This window comes from Immundisolibacter sp., assembly GCF_041625615.1.
Taxonomy (GTDB): domain Bacteria; phylum Pseudomonadota; class Gammaproteobacteria; order Immundisolibacterales; family Immundisolibacteraceae; genus Immundisolibacter.
The window spans coordinates 1-4,288 of the sequence record NZ_JBFJTF010000166.1 but is presented as its reverse complement, the minus strand read 5'-3'; the positions used below and the strand labels follow the sequence as shown (position 1 = coordinate 4,288).

Sequence of the window (4,288 nt, the reverse complement as noted above, 5' to 3'; positions counted from 1 at the left end):
GTTGCCCGGCCGCCGCCTCCCGGTTCATACGCCCGTGTTGGCACTCGGTCGCGGGCGCACGGGTGCGCGGCCCACCAGGCGCTGTACCAGCACATAGAACATCGGGATGAAGAGTGTCGCCAACAGCAGAGCCGTCATCATCCCGCCGATGACGCCGGTGCCGATGGCGATGCGTGAGGCGCTGCCGGCACCTGTCGCGATGGCCAGCGGTGACACGCCGAGCATGAAGGCCATCGACGTCATCAGGATCGGCCGCAGCCGGATACGCGCCGCCTCCAGGACCGCGTCGAGCAGTTTTCTGCCTTGCTGGATGTGCAGCGTGTGGGCGAACTCGACGATGAGGATGGCGTTCTTGGACGTCAGGCCCATGGTGGTCAGCAGGCCGACCTGGAAGAACACGTCGTTGTTCAGTCCGCGTGTCAGCGCCGCCAGCACGGCGCCCAGCAGGCCCAGCGGTACCACCAGCATCACCGCAAACGGTACCGACCAGCTCTCGTACAGGGCCGCGAGCGCCAGAAACACCACAATGGCCGAGATGGCATACAGCGCCGGGGCTTGGGAGCCTGCCTGCTTTTGCTGGTAGGAGAGCCCTGACCAGGCGTAGCCGATGCCCGGCGGCAGTTGGCTGGCGATGCGCTCGATCTCTGCCATGGCCTCGCCGGAGCTGTGGCCGGGCGCTGCCTGACCCAGTATGTTGACCGACGGCACGCCGTTGAAGCGTTCCAGGCGTGGTGACCCGCGGGTCCACTGCGCACTCGAGAAGGCGCTGAACGGCACCATCTCGCCATCGGTGTTGCGCACGTACCAGCGATCGAGGTCCTCCGGCAGCATGCGATACGGGGCGTCGCCCTGTACGAAGACCTTCTTGGTGCGGCCTTCCTCGATGAAGTCGTTGACGTAGGTGGAGCCCCAGGCGGTGCCGAGCGTCTGGTTGATGTCGGCCAGCGACAGGCCGAGCGCGCGCGCCTTGGGTTGGTCGATGTGCAGGCGGTACTGCGGCGCGTCTTCGAGCCCGTTGGGGCGCACGTTGGCCAGCACCGGGCTTTGCGCTGCCATGCCCAGGAGTTGGTTGCGGGCGGCAATGAGCGCGTCGTGGCCGAGACCGGCGCGGTCCTGCAGCTGCAGGTCGAAACCCGATGAACGGCCCAGGGCGCGCACGGCCGGCGGCGAAAAGGCAAAGGCCAGGCCATCCTTGATCATGGCAGCGAATGCCCTGCTGGCACGCGCTGCCAAAGCCTGGGCGCTGTCTTCGGGATTCGGACGCTCGTCCCAGTCCCGGAGGTTGACGAATACCAACCCAACGTTCTGTCCACGGCCGCCGAAGCTGAAGCCATAGACATTCATGGCGCCGAATACGATGTCTTTCTCGGTTTCGTAGAAGTAACGGCCGACCTTCTCGATAACTTCGGCGGTGCGCTCGTTGGTGGCGCCCGGCGGCAGCAGCACGTTGGCATACAGCGTGCCCTGGTCCTCGTCCGGGAGGAAGCCCCCGGGCAGTCGCAGGAACAGCAGCCCGAGTGCGTCGACGATCAGCACGTAGACCAGCAGGAAACGTGGAATGCGGCGGGCCATGTAGCCGACCGCGCCGACGTAGCCCTTGGTGGTTGCTTCCAGGCCGCGCCGGAAGGCACCCAGGGGGCCGCGGCGCTGCGGGCCGTGCGGCTTGGGTTTCAGCAGCGTGGCACACAGGGAGGGCGTGAACACCAGCGCCACCAGCACCGACAGGGCCATGGCAGACGCAATGGTGAGCGAGAACTGGCGGTAGATGGCGCCGGTGGTGCCCGGGAAGAAGGCCATCGGGATGAACACCGCCGACAGGACCAGCGCGATGCCGATCAACGCGCCGGTGATCTGGCGCATGGACTTGCGTGTGGCCGAGCGGGCGTCGAGGTTCTCCTCGTGCATGACACGCTCGACGTTCTCGACCACCACGATGGCGTCGTCCACCAGCAGCCCGATGGCCAGCACCAGGCTGAACATGGTCAGCATGTTGATGGAGAAGCCGGCCACGGCGATGATGCCGAACGTTCCCAGCAGCACCACCGGCACGGCGAGGGTGGGAATGAGCGTGGCGCGCAGGTTCTGCAGGAACAGCAGCATCACCAGGAACACCAGGCCGACTGCCTCGATGAGCGTCATCACCACCTCGCGGATGGCGGTGCTCACGAACGGCGTGCTGTCCTCGGCGTAGCGCACCACCACCCCGGGCGGGAAGTTGGGTTCGAGCTCGGCCAGGCGCGCGCGTATCTGCCTGGCGGTTTCCAGTGCGTTGGCGCCGGGGGCGGGCACGATGCCGATGCCTGCTGCCGGCATGCCGCTGTAGATGTTGCGGAACGCGTAGTTCTCGCTGCCGATGTGGATGCGTGCCACGTCCCGCAGGCGAATTTGTGCGCCGTCCGGTTGCACCTTGAGCAGGATGTCGCCGAACTGCTCGGGTGTCTGCAGCCGGCTTTGGGCCAGCACGCTGGCATTCAGCTGCTGGCCGGGTACCGCCGGCAGGCCGCCCAGCTGGCCACCGGCCACCTGGGTGTTCTGGACGCGGATGGCGGCGTTCACGTCGGACACGGTCAGGCCGTACTGGGCCAGGCGGTCCGGGTTCAGCCAGATGCGCATGGCATGCTGGGCGCCGAACAGCAGGACGTCACCGACGCCATCGATGCGGCCGAGCGGCTCCTGCACGTGCGCGGCGATGTAGTCGGCCAGGTCGGCGATGCCCAGGCGGCCATCCTCGGACACGAAGGCCAACACCATCAGATAGGTCTGGCTGACCTTGTTGACCTGCACCCCCTGTTGCGTGACTTCCTCGGGCAGCAGCGGCTCAGCCGCGCGCAGCTTGTTCTGTACCTGCACCTGGGCGATGTCGGGGTCGGTGCCGGCCTCGAAGGTGAGGGTGATCTGCGCGTCGCCGGTGATGTTGCTTTCGGAGGCGATGTACAGCAGGCCGTCGAGGCCGACCATCTTCTGCTCGATCACCTGCGTGACCGTGGTGTCGAGAATCTGCGCCGAGGCGCCGGGATAGGCGGCGCGGATCTGTACGCCCGGCGGGGCGACATCCGGGTAGCTTTCGATCGGCAGGGTGGTGATCGCCAGTGCGCCGGCGAGCATGATGGTGATGGCAATCACCCACGCAAAGATCGGCCGGTCGATGAAGAAATTAACCATGTCCGGCGTTCCCGGCGGTGTCGGCGTTCGGCTCGGCGGTGGCCGGCACCGGCTTGACCGGCATGCCCGGCGCCAGGCGCAGCGGGCCGCTCACCACCACGCGGTCCCCGGGCACCAGTCCGTCGCCGATCAGCCAGGCGTCGCCGGCGGCGCGGCGGGTATGGATGCGTCGCAGCTCCAGCGTGTCGTCGGCGCCGACCACCAGCACACTGGCGTTGCCTTCGGCATCACGTGTCACGGCGCGTTGCGGCACCAGCAACGCGGCTGGGTCGACACCCTCAAGCAGGCGTCCGCGCACATACATCCCCGGCAGTAGTTGCTGGTCGGGGTTGGGGAAGGTGGCGCGCAACGTCACCGAGCCGGTGCCCTGATCCACGGTGACGCCCGAGAACTTGAGGGCGCCGGCGCGCGGGTACCTGCCGCCATCCTCCAGCAGCAAGTCCAGACGTGCGCTGTCGGGGCTGCTGCGCTCGAGATGCCCGGCCTCGAACTCGCGCCGCAGGCGCAGCATCTCGGCGGTCGGCCGCTGGATGTCGACGTAGATGGGGTCGAGCTGCGTGACCCGGGCCAGTATCTGGGCCTGGTTCATGGTCACCAGGGCGCCCTCGGTCAAGAACGACTCGCTGATCACGCCGTCGATGGGCGACACGATCCGGGTGTACTCGAGGTCGATGCGTGCGCCGTCCAGGGCGGCGCGAGCCGCCTGGACCTGTGCCTGGGCCTGGCGGTAAGCCGCTTGTACGTCGTCGTTGTCCTGTTTGGGGACGGCGCCGGCCTTGGCCAGCGGCGCAAACCGTTCGGCCTTCAGGCGCGCCACCTCTGCGTTGGCACGGGCACGGGCCAGTTCTGCCTCGGCCTGTTGCACGGCGGCCCGGTACGGGGCGGCGTCGATCTGGTACAGCGCCTGGCCCGCCTTGACAGCGGCGCCTTCCTCGAACAGGCGTTTCTGAAGAATGCCGCTGACCTGTGGCCGCACTTCGGCCACGCGGTAGGCGGCGGTGCGTCCCGGCAGCTCCACAATCAACTCGAACCGCTGCGGCTGAATCTCGACCACGCCGACTTCCGGCGCCGGTCGCTGGCCGTTTTCGGGCGTGGATTGACCGCAGGCGGCGAGCGTGGCCAGCAG

At 67.7% G+C, this 4,288-nt stretch carries 2 protein-coding genes; both read right to left on the bottom strand.

All coding sequences use genetic code 11. The features are described 5' to 3' along the window. Positions 1–24 precede the first annotated feature (24 nt). Complete coding sequence (locus ABYX71_RS10690) at positions 25–3,162, bottom strand: efflux RND transporter permease subunit (protein ID WP_372696483.1); 3,138 nt, start codon at positions 3,160–3,162, stop codon at positions 25–27. Further along, positions 3,155–4,288, bottom strand: a 1,134-nt coding sequence (locus tag ABYX71_RS10685) for an efflux RND transporter periplasmic adaptor subunit (protein WP_372696482.1), incomplete at its 5' end; no start/stop codon positions are given. The genes ABYX71_RS10690 and ABYX71_RS10685, both read right to left, overlap by 8 nt.